Here is a 21,010-nt window from a genome sequence, read left to right on the forward strand (position 1 = left end):
CCCGTCTCGCACGAGGTCAGGAGCGGAGGGCCCCGCTGCCCGCGAGGACCTCGGGCCGCAGCAGCTGCTGGAGGCGCTCGGCGGGCAACAGGCCCTTCTCCTGGACGAGTTCGGCGACTCCGCGGCCGGTGGCGAGGGCTTCCTTGGCGATGTCGGTGGCGGCCGTGTACCCGATGTGCGGGTTGAGTGCGGTGACCAGGCCGATGGAGTTCTCCACCGCCGCGCGCAGTGCGTCGGCGTTGGCGGTGATGCCGTCGACGCATCGCTCGGCGAGGGTCAGGCAGGCGGCGCGCAGATGGGTGATGGACTCCGACAGGGAGTGCAGGATGATCGGCTCGAAGGCGTTGAGCTGGAGCTGGCCCGCCTCGGCGGCCATGGTGATGGTGACGTCGTTGCCGATCACCTCGAAGGCGACCTGGTTGACGACCTCGGGGATGACGGGGTTGACCTTGCCCGGCATGATCGACGAACCGGCCTGCACCGGCGGCAGGTTGATCTCGTTGAGGCCCGCGCGCGGCCCGGACGACAGCAGCCGCAGGTCGTTGCAGCTCTTGGAGAGCTTCACCGCGATCCGCTTGAGCACGCCCGACATCTGCACGAACGCGCCGCAGTCCTGGGTCGCCTCGACCAGGTTCGCGGCGGTGACCAGGGGCAGCCCGGTGATCTCGGCGAGGTGGCGGCGGGCGGACTCGGCGTATCCGGCGGGCGCGTTGAGTCCGGTGCCGATGGCCGTGGCGCCCAGGTTGATCTCGTGGATCAGCGCGACGGCCTCGTCGAGCCGTGCCCGGTCCTCCTCGATCATGACGGCGAAGGCGGAGAACTCCTGCCCCAAGGTCATGGGGACCGCGTCCTGGAGCTGGGTACGGCCCATCTTGAGCACGTCACGGAACTCGACCGCCTTGCGGGCGAAGGCGTCCTGGAGGACGGCCATCGCCTTCAGCAGCCCTCGCACCGCGAACACCGTCGCGATCTTCACCGCGGTCGGGTAGACGTCGTTGGTGGACTGGCCGAGGTTGACGTCCTCGTTGGGGTGCAGGAACGCGTACTCGCCCTTCGCGTGGCCGAGCAGCTCCAGCGCCCGGTTCGCGACGACCTCGTTGGCGTTCATGTTGGTCGAGGTGCCCGCCCCGCCCTGGATGACGTCGACGACGAACTGGTCGTGCAGTTCGCCCTCGCGTATCTCCCGGCACGCGGCGACGATCGCCGCCGCCTTCTTGGGGGCGAGCAGACCCAGTTCCTCGTTCGCGCGGGCCGCGGCCTCCTTCACCGCGGCCAGCGCCTCGACCAGATGCGGGTAGGCGGAGATCGGCATGCCGGTGATCGGGAAGTTCTCCGTGGCACGCAGGGTGTGCACACCCCAGTACGCGTCGGCGGGTACATCCCGGTCGCCGAGGAGATCGTGCTCGCTGCGGGTGACTGCGGCGGTCATCGCGGTACGGGTCCTCTTCTTTGAGGTGGATCAGACGTACGAGGTGCTTCGGTCGTACGAGGGGGTCGGGCGTAGGAGAGGGGGCGGGCGTAGGAGGAGGTCGGGCGTAGGAAGGAGCAGGTCAGGCGCGGGAGGAGGGGGTGACGGGGTCCAGGGCGCGGGCCGGGCGGATGTGGCCGACCACGTGGCCGCCGCCGAGCAGCGGGGCGCCCGCGAACTCGGCGAGGGCGACCGGGTCGACGCCCGCGCGGGCGAGGGCCGCCGCGGTGACGGGGACCCGGGCCCGGTCGGCGCCGTCGGCGATCTTCACGGCGACGGCGCGGCCGTCGGGGAGGGCGGCGACCTGGACGCCCTCGAAGCCGTCCTTGCTGAGCAGTCCGGGGACGGCCCGCATCAGCGCAGCCACGTCGCGCCCGGCGCCGGAGGCCATCTCGGCGTGGTCGCGCATCGCGTCGGCGACCTGGCGCTCGGGGGTACCCTCGGCGGCGGTGGTGATCCGGGCGAGGGCGCGGGCCAGGCCGTGCAGGGAGACGGAGAACAGGGGGGCGCCGCAGCCGTCGACGGTCACCCGGGCGATGGCCTGCCCGGTGAGGTCCTCGACGATCTCGGCGATGGCCTGCTGCAGGGGGTGCGCGGGGTCGGCGTAGTCGTCGAGGGACCAGCCGTTGAGCCGGCAGGTGTAGAGCATGGCCGCGTGCTTGCCGGAGCAGTTCTGCGCGAGCCGGCAGGGCCGGCGCCCGTCCCGGATCCACGCGTCGCGCACGGTGGGCCCGTACGGCATGTCCGCGACGTTGCGCAGGTCGTCCTCGGTGGCGCCGGCCAGCTCCAGGATGCGCCGGGTTCCGGCGAGGTGGCGTTCCTCGCCGGAGTGGCTGGCCGCGGTCAGTGACAGCAGTTCGCCGTCCAGGGGCAGCCCGGCGCGCAGCATGGCCACGGCCTGGACCGGCTTGAGCGCCGACCGGGGGTAGAACGCCGCCTCGATGTCACCGAGTTGGAGTTCCACCTCCCCGTCGGCACCCAGCACCACGACGGAGCCGTAGTGGATGCCCTCGATGACACCGCCTCGTACGAGGTGGGCGACGGGGGCGTGGAGCGGCTCCCGGATCGCGGGGGCCGCGGCCACCGGAGCCGCGGGGGTACCCGGGGCGCCGGTGGTCGTGGGGTCGTACGTCACTGCCTGGTTCACGCATCCGCTCCGGTCGACTTCCGGGCGACCCGGCCGCGTATGCCGAACCAGCCCGCCACGAGTGCGCCCACGATCAGCGGGACGCACAGCACCGTCGTGCGGCCCGCGCCGCCGTCGGCGTACATGAGGACCAGCACGGACGCCAGGAAGAAGAGCGTCACGAGTTCGGTCCAGGGGGAGCCCGGGAGCTGGTAGCTCGGCCGGGTCAGTTCGCCCTTCTGGGTCTTCTGCCAGAAGAGCAGGTGACAGATCATGATCATGCCCCAGGTGGCGATGATGCCGATGGCGGCGAAGTTGAGCACGATCTCGAACGCCTCGGCGGGGACCACGAAGTTGAGGCCGACGCCCAGGACACAGATGCCGCTGGTGAGCAGGATGCCGCCGTACGGGACCTGGCTGCGGCTCATCACGCCGGTGAACTTCGGGGCGGAGCCGGCCTTCGCCATCGAGCGCAGGATGCGACCGGTGGAGTACAGGCCGGAGTTGAGCGACGACATGGCGGCGGTGAGGACGACCAGGTTCATGATGCCGCCGGCCGCGGGGACGCCGATGTTGGAGAGCACCGTCACGAAGGGGCTCTCGCCGGCCTTGTACGAGGACCAGGGCAGCAGCATGGAGAGCAGGACGACGGAGCCGACGTAGAACAGGCCGACACGCCACATGATCGAGTTGATCGCCTTCGGCATGATCTTCTCGGGGTTCTCGGTCTCGCCGGCGGCGACGCCGACCAGCTCGACGGAGGCGTAGGCGAAGACGACGCCCTGGATGATCAGCAGCATCGGCAGGATGCCGTTGGGGAAGACACCGCCGTTGTCGGTGATCAGGGCGGGGCCCGGGTTGTGGCCGTCGACGGGCTGCTGGGTGACCAGCAGGAAGATGCCGATGCACATGAAGACGACGAGCGCGCCGACCTTGATGATCGCGAACCAGAACTCCAGTTCGCCGAACATCTTCACCGAGATCAGGTTCACGGTGAGGACCACCGCGAGGGCGATGAGCGCGATCACCCACTGCGGCACGTCCGAGAACATGCCCCAGTAGTGGGTGTAGACGGCGACCGCGGTGATGTCGGCGATACCGGTGGTGGCCCAGTTCAGGAAGTACATCCAGCCGGCCGTGTAGGCGCCCTTCTCGCCGAGGAACTCCCGGGCGTAGGACACGAAGGCGCCGGACGAGGGCCGGTACAGGACCAGTTCGCCGAGGGCCCGGACGACGAGGAACGCGAAGACGCCGCAGACGGCGTACGCGATGAACAGGGAGGGGCCGGCGTCGGCCAGCCGGCCGCCGGCGCCGAGGAAGAGGCCGGTGCCGATGGCGCCGCCGATGGCGATCATGTTGACGTGCCGGGCCTTGAGGGACTTGCTGTAGCCCTCGTCGCCCGCGTCGACATGGGGTGCGGCCGGTGTGCGCGTCTCTTCTTTGAGGTGCTGCTCGCTCACGCCTCGGGTCCGCCTTCCGTGGAACTGGTCGTGCGTGGGGACCGCACGATGTCGGTGAGGGTGGTCTCGACGCGGTCGAGGTGGTGGGACATGGCCTCCACCGCGTCGTGTTCGGAACCGTCGATCAGTGCCTCGACGATGGCCCGGTGCTCCCGGTTGGACTGCTCGCGGCGGCCGCCCAGTTCGTTGAGGAAGGCCGACTGACGCGCCAGTGCGTCCCGGATCTCCTCGATGACCCGGCGGAACACCGGGTTCTGGGCGGCCTCCGCCACGGCCAGGTGGAACAGCGTGTCCATCGCGACCCAGGCGGTGGTGTCGGTCTCCCGCTCCATCCGGTCCAGGAGGTGCGCCAGGTGGTCCAGGTTCTCCGGGGTGCGGCGGACCGCCGCGTACCCGGCGACCGGGATCTCCACGTGCCGACGCACTTCCAGCAGGTCGCTCGCCGCGTAGTCGCCGAAGGTGGGGTCCTCGACGGCGTTCGCGATCACGAAGGTGCCCTTGCCGGTGCGGGACTGGGTCAGTCCCATCACCTGGAGGGCGCGCAGTGCCTCACGGAGCACCGGGCGGCTCACTTCGAGCTGCCGGCACAGCTCCGCCTCGGAGGGGAGCTTGTCACCGATGGCGTACTCGCCGCGCTCGATGGCGCCGCGAAGGTGGGTGAGCACCGCTTCCATGGCGCTGACGCGCTGGGGTGCCGAGCCACCTGTCTGGCTGTCTGACAGGTTCACGGGGGTGATCCTGCGGGTGACGGGACGGGGCTGTCAAGGGGTGACTTGTTGGATCTTGGCGCTGGTCGGAGGGTGGATCACCTGCGACGGTCGGGCGCCGGGGCCGTCGTCAGCTGAGGCCACCCGCCGCGAGCAGCCCGAACAGCAGCACTCCGACGACGATCCGGTACGCCACGAAGACGGTGAGGGAGTGACGGGTCACGAAACGCAGCAGCCAGGCCACCGAGGCGTATGCGACCGCGAACGACACGGCGGTGCCCGCGAGGAGCGGCGCGGCGCCCACGCCGGCGCCGAGGGCGTCCTTCAGCTCGTAGATCCCGGCGCCGGTCAGGGCCGGTATACCGAGGAAGAAGGAGAGCCGGGTGGCGGCGACCCGGTCCAGGTCGAGCAGCAGCGCGGTGGACATGGTGGCGCCCGAGCGGGAGAAGCCGGGGAACAGCAAAGCGAGGACCTGCGAACCGCCGACCAGCAGCGCGTCCCGGAAGGACGTGTCGTCCTCGCCGCGCTTGTGCCGTCCCGTCCGCTCCGCCGCCCACATGACCGCGCTGCCGCCGACCAGCGACCCGGCCACCACCCACAGCGAGGCGAGCGGCCCCTCGATCAGCGGCCGGGCGAGCAGCCCGACGAGCACGATGGGGACGGTCGCGGCGATCACCCACCAGGCGAACCGGTAGTCGCGGTGCTGCCGCTCCCCCGCGTCGAACAGCCCTCGCAGCCAGGCGCCGGTGATGCGCGTGATGTCCTCGCGGAAGTAGACGAGCACCGCGGCGATGGCGCCGACCTGGATGACCGCGGAGAACCCGACGACCGCGCGGTCCTCGACCTGGATCCCCATGAGCCCTTCGGTGATCTTCAGATGGCCCGTGGAGGACACCGGCAGGAACTCGGTCACCCCTTCCACCGCTCCGAGGACGACGGCCTGACCTACGGTGATGGCGCTCATGTGGTCCAGTTCTGCTCAGCGGAGGACGCGACGACAGGGCAGTGTCGTACTACAGCCGGGTAAGGGCCCCGAACAGCTCGACGAGTGCCCGGCTCACCTCCAGAGGGCCTCCGCCAGCGCCACACCGGCGAAGGCCGCGCCCAGTCCCGCCGCCACGCTCGCGATCACGTTCACAGCGGCGTGCAGGCGGGCGCCGTCCTGTGCGAGCCGCAGGGTCTCGTAGGAGAAGGTCGAGTAGGTGGTGAGGGCCCCGCAGAGCCCGGTGCCGAGGACAAGCCGCAGGTCGGAGCCGGCCGCGCCGGCGGCCACGGCTCCGGTCAGCACGCCGAGGACGAGGGAGCCGGCGACGTTGACGGTGAAGGTGCCCCAGGGGAAGACCGTGTCGTGCCGGGACTGCACGGCCCGGTCGGTGAGATAGCGCAGCGGCGCGCCGACCATGCCGCCGACGACGACCAGCAGCCAGTTCACGACGACCTCTTACCTTCCTCATGTGTTCCGGGGGCGGCCGGGGCGACGACCTCGCACGCGTCGAGCGTCACCAGCCCGTCGGGGACCAGCTCCGCCAGTTCCGGCAGGAAGGCCCGCACGCGTTCCTCGGTGTCCACGACGACCACCGCGACGGGCAGTTGCTCGCTGAGCGACAGCAGACGCGAGGTGTGGACGACCGAGGAGGCGCCGAAGCCCTCGATGCCCCGGAACACGCTCGCGCCGGCGAGGCCCGCCGTGTGCGCCCGGTGCACGATCTCGCTGTAGAGCGGCCGGTGGTGCCAGGTGTCCTGCTCACCGATCAGGACGGTCAGACGCAGAGCCGGCCCGGTGAGCCGGGGCCGCGTCCGGTGGCTCGACGCGTCCGCGGTGTCAGGGGTCATCGTCGCCTCCGTGCCAGTGTCAGGCGTGCTGTGGTGGCCGCGAGCCAGACCGCCGCGAGGGCGGCCAGGAGGGTCGCGGCGAGATACGCGAGGGCGGTGCGGGGGTGGCCCTCGCCGACCAGGTTCCGGATGTCGACGGCGTAGGTGGAGAAGGTGGTGAAACCGCCGAGCACACCCGTGCCGAAGAACGGCCGGACCAGGCGGTGCGCCGCCCACACGTCGGTGATGACGACCATGAAGAGGCCGATGACGAAGCAGCCGGCGACGTTCACCCCGAACGTGGTCCAGGGGAAGCCGGTGGCCTCGGTGGGCCAGAGCAGGGACGCGCCGTAGCGGGCTGCCGCGCCGATGCCGCCGCCGACGGCCACCACCGCGACGACGGGCCCCTGGCCGTGCCAGGGGGACGGCCGGCGGGCGGGGGTCCGCGCGGTGGCGGGGGCCTGGGTGGCTTCGGCCCTGCCGGAGTGCGGGACTGTCATGTGCGTACGGCTCCTCCTCGCGTCCGCACCACCCGGCGGACCGCGGCTGATCGACAGCGTAACGCGGGGGCCGGGCGGCGGCTCGGTCGCCCCGGCCCGGCACGGGACGGACCCGGGACGCGCTCCCGGTTGTCAGTGGGGGCTGCGATGCTGCCGGGATGACCACCTGGAATCTGCTGGATCTCGACCGGGCCCTGCGCGTGAGCTGGACCGCCGACACCTGTTCGCCCGACGACCGGGCGACCTGGGAGCCCGGCAACCCGGCCTGGGGGCAGTGCGACATCACGGCTCTGCTCGTCCATGACGTCTTCGGCGGCGAGCTGCTGGTCGGTGAGGTGCGTCTTCCGGACGGTGTCCCGCGCGGTTTCCACTGGTGGAACAGGCTGCCCAGCGGGGTCGAGCTGGATCTGACGCGGGAGCAGTTCCGGCGGGGGCAGACCGTCACCGCGGGCCGAGTCGTCCAGCGCCCCGCGGGCCCTCTGCCTCGCCGCTGGACGGAGTACCTGCTGCTCCGTGAGCGGGTCGGCGAGCATCTGAAGGGCCTCCCCGCGCCGATCTGACCACGGGGCGCGGTCGGCGGGCGGTCCCCTTCGCGCGGGCGGCGGCTTGGGCGACCGGGGCCTCGGGATAGGTTGGGTCGGCCCCCACCGATCGGAGAGGTTGTGCCGTGCCCGCTCGCCCCCGCCTGCTGTACGTGACGGACCTGGCCTACCCGGCCCGCGGCCGGCGCTACGGCGACGAGGACGTCTTCCTCACCTCGCGGTTGCGCGCGGAGTTCGACCTCGCCCTGTGTCATCCCCTGGACGCGGCCGCCCTCATGGACGGCTTCGACGCCGTCGTGGTGCGCAACAGCGGGCCCGTGCTGCACTACCGGCGGGAGTACGACGCCTTCCGCGAGCGGGCGGCGGCGACCGGCACCCCGGTCTACAACCCGCTGACCGGCCGTGCCGACATGGACGGCAAGCAGTATCTGCTCGACCTCACACGGGCCGGGTTCCCGGTGATCCCCACCGTCGACCGGCCCGAGGACCTCGGGCTGCTGCCCGAGACCGACGTGTACGTGGCGAAGCCGAGGGCGGGCGCCGACTCGATCGGCCTGCGCTTCGTGACCGGCACCGAGCTGGCGGCTCTGACCTGGGACGACGTGCTGGTGCAGCCGCGCGTCGACTTCCGCCACGAGGTGTCCTTCTACTACGTCGACGACACCTTCCAGTACGCCCTGCACGCCCCCGACCCCGAGCGGCGCTGGGTGCTGGAGCCCTACGAGGCGTCGGACGCCGACCTCGCCTTCGCCCGGCGTTTCGTCGACTGGAACACCCTCGACCACGGCATCCAGCGGGTGGACGCGTGCCGGACCCGGGAGGGCGGTCTGCTGCTGGTCGAGTTGGAGGACCTCAACCCGTATCTGTCCCTGGACCGGGTCCCCGAGTCCACCAGGGACGCGTTCGTCGAGGCCATGACCGGCTCCCTGCACGGTTTCCTTCGCACCGCCGGCCGCTGAACGGCCGGAGGGGCCGTACGCCGAGACGTACGGCCCCCGTCGCGGTCAGCGCTCGCTACCGGTGGCTGAACCAGGCCATCGCCGGGAGGGCCCTGTCGTCGTAGCCGAACAGCGCCTGGTTCTCCCAGCCGTTCCCGGAGGACGCGTCCGTGGGGTCCCAGCCGTTGCCGTTGACGGCGGTCCAGGTCGACTCCCAGTAGAAGACCCCCAGGCCCCGGCCGTTCGGGACGGCCTCGACGATGCTGGCGACGTCCTTCATCCAGCGTGTCTGACCGGCGGTGGTGGCCGGGTAGCCGGACACCAGTTCGCTCGGCACGTCGATGATGTTCTCGTGGGCGTCCTTGCTGTCGAGGCGGAACGGGTAGGCCGTCTCGGCGAGGAAGACCGGCTTGGCGTAGCGGGAGGCCGCGTCGTCGAGGGTGGTCTGGAAGTCGGCGAGGGTGCCGTGCCAGTAGCCGTAGTACGACAGGCCGATGACGTCGAACTTCACGTTGTTGGCGACGGCGTTGTCGAACCACCAGCGGGTGCCGGACAGGTCACCGCCCTTGGCGAGGTGCAGCGCCACCTGGGTGGAGGAGTTGACGGCCTTCACCGCGTCGTAGCCGGAGTTGAGCAGTCCGGCGAGCTGCGGCCAGTTGGAGGTGGAGCCCGCGCTCCACAGCATGCCGCCGTTGATCTCGTTGCCGACCTGGACCATGTCGGCGGTGGTGCCCTGCGACTTGAGGGCGTTCAGGACGTCGTGGGTGTGGTGGTAGACGTCCGTCTTCAGCTGGCTGTAGGAGTGGCCGGCCCACGCGGACGGCACGGTCTGCGCGCCGGGGTCGGCCCAGGTGTCCGAGTAGTGGAAGTCGACCAGCAGTTTCATGCCCTGTGCCTTGATCCGCTTGGCGGCGGCGAGCACCCGCGTCTTGTTGTTGTAGCCGTCGGCGGGGTTCACCCAGACCTTGACGCGCGCCCAGTTCTGTCCGGCGCCCTTGAGGATGGCGAGGGCGTCCCCGGCGGTGCCGGAGCTGTTGCGGTAGACGCCGCCCTTGGCCTCGCTCTTGACGAGCGACGACACGTCGGAGCCCTTGACGGACAGGCCCGTCCGGCCGGAGGTGAAGGTGAGGTCGTCGACGTTGAGCCAGTTGCCCGCGTTGGCGTCGGAGGTGACGCTGATCGTGCACTGGTTGTTCGTCACCGCGATCGAGGTGACGATCCGGATCCAGCCACTGGCGGAGACCGGGAGGTCGGTGCGCTGCTCGGCGCTGCCGCAGTTCTTCAGCGCGAGGTACGCGGAGTTCTGGCCGCCGCCGGACCGCACCCACGCGGTGAGTGTGTAGTTCCCGTTGGTGAGGCCGGACAGGTACTGGTAGGTCTCCACCTTGTAGGCGGAGGACGACCAGTGGGAGAGGCGGTAACCGCCGCTGTGGCCACCGGACTCGGTGAAGGAGGCGGAGTTCTGTCCGGCCGCCGAGTACGTCGACCAGCCGGCCGGGGTCGCGGTCCCCGTGCCGTCGGACTCGAAGCCCCCGTTGGTCAGGGTGGAGGCCGCGTGGGCGGAGCCGGCGGGCACGGTCGTGAGTGCCAGACCCGCGAACAGCGGTATGAGCAGGGCCCTGAGGGCACGTCTCGCGTGGAACATCGTCGTCCCTTCGACGAAGGCGGGGACCTGGTCGCACGGTGCGAGGGCGGCGCCGCGCCCGAAGGCCGTGGGCGCGGCGCCGCCGTGACCGACCGGACGTCCCCAGGAATCCGGCCGGTGTTCGGGGGGGTCAGGGGTCGAGTCGGACGACCCTGACGCCGCCGGCGGGCACGGCGAGGTGGCCCGCCGCGCGCTCGCCGGTGAGGAGTTCGGTGCCGTCGCCGTCCAGCGGCACCTTCGCGTCGAGCGCGGTGTGGTTGATCGCGAAGAGGAAGTCGCCAGACTCGCCCGTACGGCGCACCACCTCGACGTCGCGCGGCAGTTCGGCGCGGGGCGCGATGCCCGCGTCGTCGGCGGCCCAGCCGAGCAGCGCGTCCAGGCCGTGCGCGTCGAGCCGGGTCGACACGTACCAGGCGGAGCCCTCCCCCAGCCGGTGCCGGGTGACCGCGGGCCGGTCGGCGGTGAGCCCGTCGGCGTACGTCCAGACCGTCTCGGCGCCGTCCGGCACCACGAACTCGGTCCACACGTCGCCGGTCAGCTCGGAGCCGTCGGGCCCGGTGATCCGTACGCTCTCCCCGGCGAGCAACGGCGAGAACTCCTCCACCGTCAGCCCGAGGACCTCGCGCAGGGCGCCCGGGTAGGGGCCCTCGTGGACGGCGTCGTGCTCGTCGACGATGCCCGAGAAGTACGACACCACGAGGGTGCCGCCGTTCTCGACGTACGCGGTGAGGTTGTCCCGCGCCGCTTCGGTCATCAGGTACAGCGCGGGAACGACGACCAGGGGATAGGCCGACAGGTCCGCTTCCGGGTGGGCGAAGTCGACCGTGAGGTGGCGGTCGTAGAGGGCCTCGTAGAAGGCGTCGGCGCGTTCGCGGGCGTCGTGGTCCTCGCTGGGGTGCCACTGGAGGTTCTGCGCCCACCAGGAGTGCCAGTCCCACAGGACGGCCACGTCGGCGGCGGTGCGGCTGCCGCGGATCTGGCTGAGCGAGTCGAGGGACGCGCCCAGTTCGACGACCTCGCGCCACACACGCGACTCGGTGCCGGCCTGCGGCAGCATCGCCGAGTGGAACTTCTCGGCGCCGCGCCGGGACTGCCGCCACTGGAAGAACATGGCGCCGTCGGAGCCGCGCGCCACGTGGGCGAGGGAGTTGCGGGCCATCTGCCCGGGGGCCTTGGCGGGGTTGCGGGCCTGCCAGTTGACGCCCGAGGTGGAGTGCTCCAGGAGCAGCCACGGGGCGCCGCCGGCGACGGACCGGGTGAGGTCGGCGGCCATCGCGAGGTTGACGTGGGTGCGTCGGCCGTCGGTGATGAGGTAGTGGTCGTTGGTGACGAGGTCGACCTCGCGGCCCCAGGCCCAGTAGTCGATGGAGTCGCACTGGCTGAGGGCGGTCATGAAGTTGGTGGTGACGGGGATGCCGGGCGCGAGGCGGTGCAGGATGTCCCGCTCCCTGACGAAGTTCTCCCGGATGGTGGCGTCGGCGAACCGCTTGTAGTCAAGGGCCTGGCCGGGGTTGCCGACGGTGGGTGACACGCGTGGCGGGTTGATCTGCGCGAAATCGGTGTAGTGCTGGCCCCAGAAGGCGGTGCCCCACGCCTCGTTGAGCGCCGCGACGTCGCCGTACGCGCGCTCCAGCCAGCGGCGGAAGTGCGCGGCGCACGTGTCGCAGTAGCAGGCGGACACGGGGACGCCGTACTCGTTGTGCACGTGCCACAGGGCGAGCGCGGGGTGGTCGGCGTAGCGCTCGGCGAGCCGGGTGGTGATGTTCGCGGCGGCGGCGCGGTAGTCGGGGTTGCTGTGGCAGATGGCGCCGCGTGAGCCGAACTCGTAGCGGGTGCCGTCGGCGGCCACGGGCAGTGCCTCGGGATGCTCCCGGTAGAACCACACCGGCGGTACGACGGTGGGGGTGCCGAGGTCGGCGCGGATGCCGTGGTCGTGGAGCAGGTCGAGCAGGCGGTCCAGCCAGGCGAAGTCGTACACGCCTCGGGAGGTCTCCAGCAGGGCCCAGGAGAAGATGCCGACGCTGACCATGGTGACGCCCGCCTCGCGCATCAGCCGCACGTCCTCGTGCCAGACGCTTTCCGGCCACTGCTCCGGGTTGTAGTCCCCACCGAAGGCGAGCCTGGTCAGGCCCGTGGGGGTGGTCTCCGGCATGGATCTCTCCCGTTGTGTCGTCATCTGGGAACGTGCACACACCTCGACAGCGGTGCGAGCCCAACATAACCGCACAGCAACAACCATTGACAAGTGTCCGGGATGTTTCTCTACTGTGAACGCTCACAGAAGCATGGCACGGTCTTCGCAACAGGTGAGGACCCAGGTCAGGGGAGAAACATCCATGCCCAACATCACGAAGCACCGGCGCTTTGTGGCCACTGCCGTCGCCGTGACGCTCGGCGCGACCACACTCGCCGCCTGCGGCGGGTCCGACGACGACGGCGAGGCCCAGTCGGGGCCCGCGAAGCTCACGTACTGGACCTGGACGCCGGGCATGGACAAGGTCGTCGACCTGTGGAACAAGGGGCCCGGCAAGGAGCAGCAGATCACCGTCACGGTGAAGAAGCAGGCGTCCGGCGACACCCTCGTGACCAAGATCCTCACCGCGCACAAGGCGGGCAAGGGCCCGGACCTGGTGCAGGCCGAGTACCAGGCGCTGCCGACGCTGGTCAGCAATGACGCGGTCGCCGACATAGCGAAGGAGGCGGGCGACGCCAAGGGCAAGTTCGCCGACGGCGTCTGGCAGCAGACGACGCTGGGCTCCGACGCGGTGTACGCGATCCCGCAGGACATCGGGCCGATGATGTTCTACTACCGCGAGGACCTGTTCGAGAAGTACGGCCTGACCGTGCCGAAGACCTGGGACGATTTCGCCGAGACGGCGCGCAAGCTCAAGAAGAAGGAGCCCGGCGTCGATCTGACCACCTTCTCCGCCAACGACTCGGGCCTCTTCGCCGGTCTCGCGCAGCAGGCGGGCGCGAAGTGGTGGTCCGCCGAGGGCCAGAAGTGGAAGGTCGGCATCGACGACGCGGCGACGCGCAAGGTCGCCGACTTCTGGGGCGGACTGGTCGAGGAGGGCGCCATCGACAACCAGCCGATGTACACCCCGGCCTGGAACAAGGCGCTCAACACCGGCAAGCAGATCGCCTGGGTCAGCGCCGTGTGGGCGCCGGGCACCCTGACCACGGCCGCGCCCGACACCCAGGGCAAGTGGAAGATGGCCCCGCTGCCGCAGTGGTCGGACTCCGAGAACGTCACCGGCAGCTGGGGCGGCTCCTCCACCGCCGTCACCACCGACTCCCGGCACAAGGGCGCCGCCGCGAAGTTCGCCGCCTGGCTGAACACCGACCCGCAGGCCCTCACCGCGCTCGCGAAGGAGGGCGGCATCTACCCGGCCGCCACGACCGCGCAGACCAGTGACGCGTTCGCCCAGCCGCCGGCCTTCTTCTCCAACCAGGCGGACTTCTACACCGCGGCCTCCGAGATCGCGAAGACCACGGCGCCCTCCGCGTGGGGCCCGAACGTGAACGTCGCGTACACCAGCTTCAAGGACGCCTTCGGCGCCGCCGCCAAGGACAAGTCGGACTTCGGTGCCGCCCTGAGGAGGATGCAGGACGACACCGTCGCCGACATGAAGAAGCAGGGCTTCGAGGTCTCCGAGTGACCAGCGCACGCCGGAAGTCGTACGGGGTCAAGGGGGCCCCGTACGCCTTCCTCCTCCCCGCGACGATCCTCTTCGCCCTCTTCTTCGCCCTGCCCATCGGCTACGCGATCTGGCTCAGCCTGCACAAGGTGCAGGTCAAGGGGCTGGGTCTGGGCTCGGGCGCCCGGACGGAGGTGTGGGCGGGACTGGAGAACTACGCCGACGCCCTCAGCGACTCCGAGTTCCTCGACGGCGCGCTGCGCGTGCTGGCCTACGGCATGATCGTCGTCCCCGTCATGCTCGGTCTGGCGCTGGTCCTCGCCCTGATGCTGGACAGCGACAAGGTGCGGCTCGCCCCCTTCACCCGGCTCGCGATCTTCCTGCCGTACGCGGTCCCGGGCGTCGTGGCGGCCCTGCTGTGGGGCTTCCTCTACCTCCCGGACGTCAGCCCCTTCTTCTTCGTGCTCGACAGACTGGGCCTGCCGCAACCCGACCTGCTGGACGGCGGCGGCCTGTACGTGGCGCTGTCGAACATCGCCGTGTGGGGCGGCACCGGCTTCAACATGATCGTCATCTACACCTCGCTCCGTGCGATCCCCACCGAGGTGTACGAGGCGGCGAAGCTGGACGGCGCGACCCCGCTGCAGATCGCCCTGCGCATCAAGATCCCGATGGTGGCGCCCTCGCTGGTGCTGACATTCTTCTTCTCGATCATCGCGACCCTCCAGGTGTTCAGCGAGCCCACCACCCTCAAGCCCCTCACCAACTCCGTCTCCACCACGTGGAGTCCGCTGATGAAGGTGTACGTGGACGCCTTCGGCAAGGGCGACATCCACGGGGCTGCCGCCGGCGCGGTGGTGATCGCCCTGGCCACGCTGGTGGTGTCGTTCGGCTTCCTCAGGGCCGCGAACTCCCGGAACAAGCGGGACGTCAGTCAAGGAGCCGCACGATGAGTTCCCTCGCCGTCCGCAAGACCGCCCCCGCCGCCGGCACCACGCCCGGCACCGTGCAGGGCCCGCCGCTGCGCCGCCGGATCGCGCTCGTCCCGACGCTGACCCTGCTGCTGGGCGCGCTGTACTGCCTGCTGCCGGTCGCCTGGGTGGTGATCGCGGCCACCAAGTCCGGCAGCGAGCTGTTCTCCACCTTCACCTTCCTGCCGGGCACCGGCTTCGCGGAGAACCTGTCCGACCTGAGCGCCTACCGCGACGGCGTCTACTGGCAGTGGATGGGCAACTCCGCGCTGTACGCGGGTGTCGGCGCCCTGCTGTCCACCGCCGTCTCCGCGATCAGCGGCTACGCGCTGGCGATCTACCGCTTCAGGGGCCGCGAGGCCGTGTTCAGCGTCCTGATGGCGGGCGTCCTGATGCCGCCGGTGATCCTGGCGATCCCGCAGTACCTACTGCTGGCGAAGGCGGACCTCGCGGACACGTACTGGTCGGTGCTGCTGCCGCTGGTGCTGTCGCCGTACGGCGTCTACCTGTCCCGGATCTACGCCGCCGCCGCGGTCCCCGCCGATGTGGTGGAGGCCGGGCGGATGGACGGGGCGGGCGAGTGGCGGATCTTCACCAGGATCGCGCTGCCGATGATGGTGCCGGGTCTGGTGACGGTCTTCCTGTTCCAGTTCGTCGCCGTGTGGAACAACTTCCTGCTGCCGTACATCATGCTCAGCGACGACGAGAAGTTCCCGATCACCCTGGGCCTGTTCACGCTCCTCGAACAGGGCTCCAACACCCCCGCGCTCTACACCCTGGTGATCACCGGCGCCCTGCTGGCGGTCCTCCCGCTGATCGCGCTGTTCCTGGTCATCCAACGGTTCTGGAGCCTTGATCTGCTGTCCGGGGCCGTAAAGTCATGACCATGAGCAACACGGGGGGCAGGCGCAAACCGCCGACCATTCACGACGTGGCGCGGGTGGCCGGGGTCTCCCGGGGCACGGTCTCGCGGGTGCTCAACGGCGGTCACTACGTCAGCCCGGCCGCGCAGGAGGCGGTCAACGCGGCGATCCGCAAGACGGGATACGTGGTGAACCGGCACGCCCGCTCGCTGATCACCGGCCGTTCCGACTCGGTCGGCTTCCTGCTCACCGAACCACAGGAGAAGCTGTTCGAGGACCCCAACTTCAACGTCCTGCTGCGGGGGTGCACCCAGGCGCTGGCCGCGCACGACATCCCGCTGCTGCTGATGGTGGCGGGCACGGAGGACGAGCGGCGCCGGATCATGCGGTACATCACGGCGGGCCACGTCGACGGGGTGCTGCTGGTGTCCAGTCACTCCGGTGACCCGGTCGCCGAGCAGCTCCGGGACGCGGGGGTGCCGCTGGTCCAGTGCGGCAAGCCCATGGGGCTCGGGTCGAAGGTGAGCTACGTGGCGGCGGACGACCGGGACGGCGCCCGTGACATGGTGCGCCATCTGCTGTCGCTGGGCCGCCGCCGCGTCGGCGTGGTCACCGGACCGCTGGACACACCGGGCGGTGTGGACCGGCTCGCCGGCTACAAGGAGGTGCTCACCGAGGCGGGCGTCGCCATCGACGACCGGCTGATCGTCTCCGGCGACTACAGCCGGGCCAGCGGCGAGGCGGGCGCGGAACGGCTGCTGGAGCGGGCGCCGGACATGGACGCGGTGTTCGTGGCGTCCGACCTGATGGCGCAGGGCGCGCTGACGGCGCTGCGCCGGGCGGGCCGCCGGGTGCCGGAGGACGTGGCCGTGGGCGGGTTCGACGACTCGGCCGCCGCGACGGAGTCCGTGCCCGCCCTCACCACGATCCGCCAGCCGTACGACCGGATCAGCAACGAGATGGTGCGGGTCCTGCTGGCGCAGATCGGCGGCGAGGACCCCGCCGCGGTGATCCTGCCGACGGAGCTGGTGCGGCGGGACTCCACCTGAGGCGGCGCCGCACGCGGTCCGCGCCTCAGTGGTGCGCGGGCAGCCCAGGGGGCGTGGACGCCTCCTCGGTGACCCGGGGGCCTGCCACCGTCACCCGGCGGTGCCCGACGACGTCAGCGAGCCGGCAGCCGAGCGCGAAGAAAGCGGCGAGGGCGAGCAGAGGGGCGTTGAGCAGCGTCGCCGCCGGGCCATGGGTCCGGTGGGGAGCGGCGTCGCCGGTGGTCACGGGCCCGGAAGTGGAACGTTCCGTCATGCCGGCCCTGTGCCACGGCCTCCCCTTGACGGAGGAGGCGCAGCGTATGCGCGCGGTAAGCACCGGAACCCGTATGTCATCACCCGAACGGTCGCTCGAAGATCACGTCTCCACCGGGATCGGAACGCCGACACGGGGGTACTCGGCAGGCGCCGACTCCGGTTCCGGTTGGACACTGGAGTGCGGCCGGTGTGGGCCGGTGGACTAGACCAGGACGCGACAGCCATGAACAGCGAGACGAAACCCGGGGGCACGACGAGTGTCGTGTCCACCCGATCCATGTACGGCGCACCCTGCTGGGTGAGCCTCACCAGCCGGGACCTGCCCGCCACGGAGGACTTCTACGAAGCCGTGCTGGGCTGGAGGTGGCGCACGGCGAAGCTCGGCGACCACTTCCGGATCGCGCTGGCGGACGGTGTGCCCGTCGCGGGGATCGCCGGGGTGGCGACCCTGTGGCAGATGGCGGTCGCCTGGACGCCCTACTTCGCGGTGGCCGACGCGGACGCCGCCGCCGCACGGGCCCGGGAGCGCGGCGGCACGGTCGCCGTCGGCCCGCTGTCCTTCCCGCCGGGCCGGGCGGCCCTGCTGGCCGACCGGCACGGGGCGACGTTCGGCATCTGGGAGGGGGAACTCTTCTCGGACTGGGAGGCCTGGCACCGGGCCGCGCCCGCCTTCGTCCGCCTCCACACACGGGACGCCTTCGACGCGGCGATCTTCTACGGCGAGGTCCTGGAGTGGGCCTCCGGGAAGCCGGGCTGCTGCGAGGTCCGCTACGAGGCCAACGAGGTCGTCCTGCGCAGTCAGGGCGAGGTCGTCGCCCGGATCACCTCGGGGGCGCTGGAGGCCGCGCCCGACCCCACGATCCGGCCGCACTGGCAGATCCATTTCTCGGTCTCCGACGTGGCCGCCTGCGTCGCGGCCGCCCAGCGTCACGGCGGCACCGTCCTCTCCAAGGGTCCCACCGAGGCGGTGCTGCGCGATCCGGACGGCGCGCAGTTCACGATCACCTCGGACCGCGAGCCCTGAGCGTCCCGCACCCACGCACAGCGCAGCACCGCACCGCCGACCGGGCCGTTCGCCCGGTCGGCGGTGCGGTGCTGCGCTGTGCGGTGCTGCGCGGGGGGGGTGCGCGCCCGCCGTTCAGGCCGTCCTGGAGGGCCGTGACAGCACGACCAGGGAACGGGCGGCGACGAGCACCTCGGTGCCGGCCTTGTGCTCCGTCTCGTCGGGGGTGCCGTCCGGCTCGGCGGCGGTGTCGACGCGGGTGGTCCAGCGCTCCCCGTAGGCGGTGCCGGGGAGGCGGAAGGCGACGGGCTCCCAGTGGCTGTTCAGCAGCAGGAGGAAGGAGTCGTCGATGACGGGCCTGCCGTACGGGTCGGGTTCGGCGATGGCGTCGCCATTGAGGAACACGGCGACGGAGTGGGCGTCGGGGCGGGCCCAGTCCTCGTCGGTCATGTCGTGGGCGTCCGGTCGAAGCCACACCAGGTCGGGCAGCGGCTGGTCCGCGCAGGTGGCAGTGGAGCCGCGGAAGTACCGGCGGCGGCGCAGGACCGGGTGGGCGGCGCGCAGGGCGATCAGCTGCCGGGTGAAGCCGAGCAGCGCGCGCTGCTCGTCGTAGAGCCGCCAGTCGACCCAGGAGACCTCGTTGTCCTGGCAGTAGGCGTTGTTGTTGCCTCCCTGGGTGCGGCCCAGCTCGTCGCCGTGGCACAGCATGGGGATGCCCTGGGAGAGCAGCAGGGTGGACAGCAGGTTGCGCTGCTGACGGGCGCGGAGCGTGAGGACGCGCGCGTCGTCGCTGTCGCCCTCGGCACCGCAGTTCCAGGAGCGGTTGACACTCTCACCGTCCCGGTTGCCCTCACCGTTGGCCTCGTTGTGCTTGTCGTTGTACGAGACGAGGTCGCGGAGGGTGAAACCGTCGTGCGCGGTCACGAAGTTGACGCTGGCGCGGGGCCGGCGCCGGCTGTGCTCGTACAGGTCGGCGGAGCCGGTCAGCCGGGAGGCGAACTCGCCCAGGGTGCCGGGCCGGCCGCGCCAGAAGTCCCGCACGGCGTCGCGGTACTTGCCGTTCCACTCCGACCACAGCGGCGGGAAGTTGCCCACCTGGTAGCCGCCCTCGCCGACGTCCCAGGGTTCGGCGATCAGTTTGACGCGGCTGATCACCGGGTCCTGCTGGATGAGGTCGAAGAACGCCGACAGCCGGTCGACCTCGTGGAACTGGCGCGCCAGTGTGGCCGCGAGGTCGAAGCGGAAGCCGTCCACGTGCATCTCGGTGACCCAGTACCGCAGCGAGTCCATGATCAGCTGCAGGACGTACGGGTGCCGCATCAGCAGGCTGTTGCCGGTGCCGGTGGTGTCGTAGTAGTGCTCCCAGTCGCCGTCCACCAGCCGGTAGTACGAGGCGTTGTCGATGCCGCGGAAGGACAGGGTGGGGCCCTTCTCGTTGCCCTCGGCGGTGTGGTTGTAGACCACGTCGAGGATCACTTCGAGGCCGGCGGCGTGCAGCGCCTTCACCATCGACTTGAACTCGGTGACCTGCTGGCCGCGCGTGCCGTGGGCGGCGTAGTCGTTGTGCGGCGCGAAGAAGCCGATGGTGTTGTAGCCCCAGTAGTTGGCCAGGCCCCGGTCCTGGAGCACGCCGTCCTGCGCGAACTGGTGCACCGGCATCAGCTCGATCGCCGTGACGCCCAGCGAGGTGAGGTGCTCGGTGATCGCGGGGTGCGCCAGCCCGGCGTAGGTGCCGCGCAGTTCGGCGGGGACGTCGGGGTGGGTGCGGGTGAGACCCCGGACGTGGGCCTCGTAGATCACGGTGTCGGCGTACGGCCGACGGGGCAGGCGGTCCTCGCCCCAGTCGAAGTAGGGGTCGGTGACCACGCCGAGCATGGTGTGCCCGGCGCTGTCGGTGGTGCGGTCGTAGAGCGAGGGGTGGTTGTCCACCTGTCCGTCCACGGCCCGGGTGTACGGGTCGAGCAGCAGTTTCGCGGGGTTGCAGCGGTGTCCGGCGGTCGGGTCCCAGGGGCCGTGCACCCGGTAGCCGTAGCGCTGTCCCGGTCCGATGCCGGGGATGTGGCCGTGCCAGACGAAGCCGTCGACCTCGGTGAGCGGGACCGTGCGGGAGCCGTCGTCGTCCACGAGGACGAGGTCGACGCCCTCGGCGACTTCGCTGAACAGGGCGAAGTTGGTGCCGGTGCCGTCGTAGGACGCGCCGAGCGGGTAGGGCTGCCCGCTCCACACGGTGACGGGCTTGCGCGGCGCCGTCCGCGCGGGCGGCGCCTGGTCCGCCCGCGCGTTGTGCGCCCGCGCCTTGCCCTGGCCGTCCGGGCGCGCGGATCCGCTCCCGCCGGATCGCGCGCGCCCGTTCCGCTTCCCCCGCCCCGTCACCGCGCGGCGTCGCAGGTGCTCGACACGGTCGGCACCGTGCTGGCGGGCCGCTCCGTGCTCGCGGCGGCCGCGGCGGTGTCCGGCGCGGCGGCCGGGGCGTCGCTCTGCGGGCCGGCGAGCGCGACCACCCGTACCTCGCGCGGCACCTGGAGGACCTCGCGCAGGGTGGGCGACGGGGCTGTGGGGACGAGGGGGACGCTCTCGTCGACGGGGGCCCGCTGGGTGAACCAGATGACCGTGCTGCCGGTGTCGGTGGCACAGCAGCCCCAGCCGTCGCTGAGCGCGGCGATGCGGGTCAGGCAGGGCCGCAGCTCGCGGTCGGGTCGCAGCTCGCGGTCGTTCTCCGCGATCGCGGCGATGAGGTGCTGCCCGTTCCACCACATCTCGACCGAGGTGTTCTTGTCCGAGGCGTGCTCGTCGATCGCGCGCAGCAGCAGCTCGGCGCTGTGGCAGACGGGTTCGACGAGGGTCTCCAGGTCCCAGAACCGGAGGTGGGCGGCCAGGATGCGCCTGACCTGCGCGACCCGTTCCGGACTGACTTCCACGTCGAGGTGGTAGTAGCGAGGCACTGCGGTCTTCATCGTCGTTGGCTCCTCACCGGCGAAGCTCCCGCCCCGCTCGTTCCTTCCGGAACGGGCCCCGGACAGTCCTCACGGGAGG

At 71.0% G+C, this 21,010-nt stretch carries 20 protein-coding genes; 7 read left to right on the top strand and 13 right to left on the bottom strand.

Annotated features, from left to right (window positions below; all coding sequences use genetic code 11):
* Positions 1-16: 16 nt before the first annotated feature.
* From aspA to crcB (GSY65_RS02360), 8 genes are all read right to left on the bottom strand, one after another.
* Entirely contained in the window at positions 17-1,429 is a 1,413-nt protein-coding gene (aspA, locus tag GSY65_RS02325) for an aspartate ammonia-lyase (RefSeq protein ID WP_159765696.1), read from the bottom strand.
* A gap of 121 nt (positions 1,430-1,550) precedes the next feature.
* The gene (locus GSY65_RS02330; RefSeq protein WP_159775549.1) at positions 1,551-2,603 is read right to left on the bottom strand and encodes an asparaginase; all 1,053 of its coding nucleotides are present in this window, start codon (positions 2,601-2,603) and stop codon (positions 1,551-1,553) included.
* An 8-nt stretch (positions 2,604-2,611) separates the two neighbouring features.
* Positions 2,612-4,054: an amino acid permease gene (locus GSY65_RS02335; RefSeq protein ID WP_159765697.1), complete on the bottom strand. Its 1,443-nt coding sequence runs from the start codon at positions 4,052-4,054 to the stop codon at positions 2,612-2,614.
* Positions 4,051-4,728, bottom strand: coding sequence for a FadR/GntR family transcriptional regulator (locus GSY65_RS02340; protein ID WP_055714253.1), 678 nt, complete (start codon positions 4,726-4,728; stop codon positions 4,051-4,053). The genes GSY65_RS02335 and GSY65_RS02340 overlap by 4 nt, the downstream gene beginning before the upstream one ends.
* Before the next feature lie 163 nt (positions 4,729-4,891).
* Positions 4,892-5,725 carry an undecaprenyl-diphosphate phosphatase gene (locus GSY65_RS02345; protein WP_159765698.1) on the bottom strand — a complete coding sequence of 278 codons (834 nt, stop codon included), beginning with the start codon at positions 5,723-5,725 and terminating at the stop codon, positions 4,892-4,894.
* A gap of 93 nt (positions 5,726-5,818) precedes the next feature.
* Entirely contained in the window at positions 5,819-6,193 is a 375-nt protein-coding gene (gene crcB, locus GSY65_RS02350) for a fluoride efflux transporter CrcB (protein WP_159765699.1), read from the bottom strand.
* Positions 6,190-6,594 (bottom strand): DUF190 domain-containing protein, encoded by a 405-nt coding sequence (locus GSY65_RS02355; RefSeq protein WP_159765700.1) that lies wholly within the window; start codon positions 6,592-6,594, stop codon positions 6,190-6,192. Before GSY65_RS02355 ends, crcB (GSY65_RS02350) begins: the two co-directional genes overlap by 4 nt.
* Positions 6,591-7,073, bottom strand: a complete 483-nt coding sequence (gene crcB, locus GSY65_RS02360) for a fluoride efflux transporter CrcB (protein WP_159765701.1) — start codon at positions 7,071-7,073, stop codon at positions 6,591-6,593. Before crcB (GSY65_RS02360) ends, GSY65_RS02355 begins: the two co-directional genes overlap by 4 nt.
* Before the next feature lie 158 nt (positions 7,074-7,231).
* Between crcB (GSY65_RS02360) and GSY65_RS02365 the strand changes: the two genes are divergently transcribed.
* Both GSY65_RS02365 and GSY65_RS02370 read left to right on the top strand, forming a co-directional pair.
* Positions 7,232-7,633 carry a YunG family protein gene (locus tag GSY65_RS02365; RefSeq protein WP_159765702.1) on the top strand — a complete coding sequence of 134 codons (402 nt, stop codon included), beginning with the start codon at positions 7,232-7,234 and terminating at the stop codon, positions 7,631-7,633.
* Positions 7,634-7,740: 107 nt separating this feature from the next.
* Complete coding sequence (locus GSY65_RS02370; protein WP_159765703.1) at positions 7,741-8,574, top strand: hypothetical protein; 834 nt, start codon at positions 7,741-7,743, stop codon at positions 8,572-8,574.
* A 55-nt stretch (positions 8,575-8,629) separates the two neighbouring features.
* Here the strand turns inward: GSY65_RS02370 and GSY65_RS02375 are convergent, their stop codons facing one another.
* Entirely contained in the window at positions 8,630-10,198 is a 1,569-nt protein-coding gene (locus GSY65_RS02375; protein ID WP_159765704.1) for a glycoside hydrolase family 53 protein, read from the bottom strand.
* A 130-nt stretch (positions 10,199-10,328) separates the two neighbouring features.
* The gene (locus tag GSY65_RS02380; RefSeq protein WP_159765705.1) at positions 10,329-12,350 is read right to left on the bottom strand and encodes a beta-galactosidase; all 2,022 of its coding nucleotides are present in this window, start codon (positions 12,348-12,350) and stop codon (positions 10,329-10,331) included.
* A 184-nt stretch (positions 12,351-12,534) separates the two neighbouring features.
* Here GSY65_RS02380 and GSY65_RS02385 point away from each other — a divergent pair, with 184 nt between their 5' ends.
* From GSY65_RS02385 to GSY65_RS02400, 4 genes are read left to right on the top strand one after another with little or no spacing between them, the layout of a single operon-like run.
* Complete coding sequence (locus GSY65_RS02385; RefSeq protein WP_159765706.1) at positions 12,535-13,857, top strand: ABC transporter substrate-binding protein; 1,323 nt, start codon at positions 12,535-12,537, stop codon at positions 13,855-13,857.
* Positions 13,854-14,789 (top strand): carbohydrate ABC transporter permease, encoded by a 936-nt coding sequence (locus tag GSY65_RS02390; RefSeq protein ID WP_159765707.1) that lies wholly within the window; start codon positions 13,854-13,856, stop codon positions 14,787-14,789. Before GSY65_RS02385 ends, GSY65_RS02390 begins: the two co-directional genes overlap by 4 nt.
* Positions 14,786-15,691, top strand: a complete 906-nt coding sequence (locus GSY65_RS02395) for a carbohydrate ABC transporter permease (protein ID WP_159765708.1) — start codon at positions 14,786-14,788, stop codon at positions 15,689-15,691. Before GSY65_RS02390 ends, GSY65_RS02395 begins: the two co-directional genes overlap by 4 nt.
* A complete protein-coding gene (locus GSY65_RS02400; RefSeq protein WP_159765709.1) occupies positions 15,688-16,719 on the top strand; it encodes a LacI family DNA-binding transcriptional regulator in 1,032 nt (343 codons plus the stop codon). Before GSY65_RS02395 ends, GSY65_RS02400 begins: the two co-directional genes overlap by 4 nt.
* A gap of 25 nt (positions 16,720-16,744) precedes the next feature.
* Here GSY65_RS02400 and GSY65_RS02405 read toward each other — a convergent pair whose 3' ends face one another.
* A complete protein-coding gene (locus GSY65_RS02405; protein WP_159765710.1) occupies positions 16,745-16,945 on the bottom strand; it encodes a hypothetical protein in 201 nt (66 codons plus the stop codon).
* 252 nt (positions 16,946-17,197) lie between these two features.
* On the opposite strand from GSY65_RS02405, the gene GSY65_RS02410 reads away from it, so the two are divergent.
* Entirely contained in the window at positions 17,198-17,998 is an 801-nt protein-coding gene (locus tag GSY65_RS02410) for a VOC family protein (RefSeq protein ID WP_159765711.1), read from the top strand.
* A gap of 114 nt (positions 17,999-18,112) precedes the next feature.
* Here GSY65_RS02410 and glgX read toward each other — a convergent pair whose 3' ends face one another.
* Positions 18,113-20,203 carry a glycogen debranching protein GlgX gene (gene glgX, locus GSY65_RS02415; protein WP_159775551.1) on the bottom strand — a complete coding sequence of 697 codons (2,091 nt, stop codon included), beginning with the start codon at positions 20,201-20,203 and terminating at the stop codon, positions 18,113-18,115.
* 143 nt (positions 20,204-20,346) lie between these two features.
* Positions 20,347-20,931: a pep a2 gene (locus tag GSY65_RS02420; protein ID WP_159765712.1), complete on the bottom strand. Its 585-nt coding sequence runs from the start codon at positions 20,929-20,931 to the stop codon at positions 20,347-20,349.
* Positions 20,932-21,010 lie beyond the last annotated feature (79 nt).

The sequence above is a fragment of the Streptomyces sp. HM190 genome (assembly GCF_009857135.1).
GTDB lineage: Bacteria > Actinomycetota > Actinomycetes > Streptomycetales > Streptomycetaceae > Streptomyces > Streptomyces heilongjiangensis.

Bases quoted from the DNA above. Each gene is read 5' to 3' on its own strand.
- aspA (WP_159765696.1), bottom strand. From the start codon at position 1,429: ATGACCGCCGCAGTCACCCGCAGCGAGCACGATCTCCTCGGCGACCGG.
- GSY65_RS02340 (WP_055714253.1), bottom strand. From the start codon at position 4,728: ATGGAAGCGGTGCTCACCCACCTTCGCGGCGCCATCGAGCGCGGCGAG.
- GSY65_RS02345 (WP_159765698.1), bottom strand. From the start codon at position 5,725: ATGAGCGCCATCACCGTAGGTCAGGCCGTCGTCCTCGGAGCGGTGGAA.
- GSY65_RS02355 (WP_159765700.1), bottom strand. From the start codon at position 6,594: ATGACCCCTGACACCGCGGACGCGTCGAGCCACCGGACGCGGCCCCGG.
- crcB (WP_159765701.1), bottom strand. From the start codon at position 7,073: ATGACAGTCCCGCACTCCGGCAGGGCCGAAGCCACCCAGGCCCCCGCC.
- GSY65_RS02365 (WP_159765702.1), top strand. From the start codon at position 7,232: ATGACCACCTGGAATCTGCTGGATCTCGACCGGGCCCTGCGCGTGAGC.
- GSY65_RS02375 (WP_159765704.1), bottom strand. From the start codon at position 10,198: ATGTTCCACGCGAGACGTGCCCTCAGGGCCCTGCTCATACCGCTGTTC.
- GSY65_RS02380 (WP_159765705.1), bottom strand. From the start codon at position 12,350: ATGCCGGAGACCACCCCCACGGGCCTGACCAGGCTCGCCTTCGGTGGG.
- GSY65_RS02385 (WP_159765706.1), top strand. From the start codon at position 12,535: ATGCCCAACATCACGAAGCACCGGCGCTTTGTGGCCACTGCCGTCGCC.
- GSY65_RS02395 (WP_159765708.1), top strand. From the start codon at position 14,786: ATGAGTTCCCTCGCCGTCCGCAAGACCGCCCCCGCCGCCGGCACCACG.
- GSY65_RS02400 (WP_159765709.1), top strand. From the start codon at position 15,688: ATGACCATGAGCAACACGGGGGGCAGGCGCAAACCGCCGACCATTCAC.
- GSY65_RS02410 (WP_159765711.1), top strand. From the start codon at position 17,198: ATGAACAGCGAGACGAAACCCGGGGGCACGACGAGTGTCGTGTCCACC.
- GSY65_RS02420 (WP_159765712.1), bottom strand. From the start codon at position 20,931: ATGAAGACCGCAGTGCCTCGCTACTACCACCTCGACGTGGAAGTCAGT.